This is a genomic window from Cupriavidus sp. 8B, assembly GCF_054589115.1.
This window is the reverse complement of record NZ_BAAILO010000413.1, coordinates 1-406: the sequence shown is the minus strand read 5'-3', so window position 1 is coordinate 406 and position 406 is coordinate 1. Positions and strand designations below refer to the sequence as shown.

1 protein-coding gene is annotated in these 406 nt (G+C 54.2%); it reads left to right on the top strand.

Going from position 1 to position 406, the window contains the following annotated elements; all coding sequences use genetic code 11:
* On the top strand, positions 1-270 hold a 270-nt coding region (locus ACYP5B_RS39665; protein WP_459573282.1), incomplete at its 5' end, for a LysR substrate-binding domain-containing protein.
* Between the last annotated feature and the right edge of the window lie 136 nt (positions 271-406).

Below are 406 nucleotides of genomic sequence, written 5' to 3'. Positions count from 1 at the left end.
CATATCCAGCCAACGCTACAATCGGCAGACTACCCATTTATCCTCGATGCTGTACTGGAAGGCATGGGCATCGGTATTCTGCCAACATATGCAATGCGCGGACCGACCGCCCAAAATCTGCAGCAAGTACTTCCGCAGTACCGGATCGTCGGGCAGCTAAACAGCCTGTACATTCTCACCCTTCCCAGCCATTTCCCGTCACCCGCAAAACGGGCGCTGATGGAATACCTTGAAAAAGAATTGAGGGAATACGCTGAGAGCTGGAAATAAGCGCATCAAGTTGCGCCGGTCCTCTAACCCCTCTAACCACTCAATCCACCCAAGTTAAGCCTCAGCATGCCTTGTAGGCGGCATGTCGATGAGGTTTGTGGCGAGGTGGACGTGGCTTAGCGCGATCCGGTCGCAC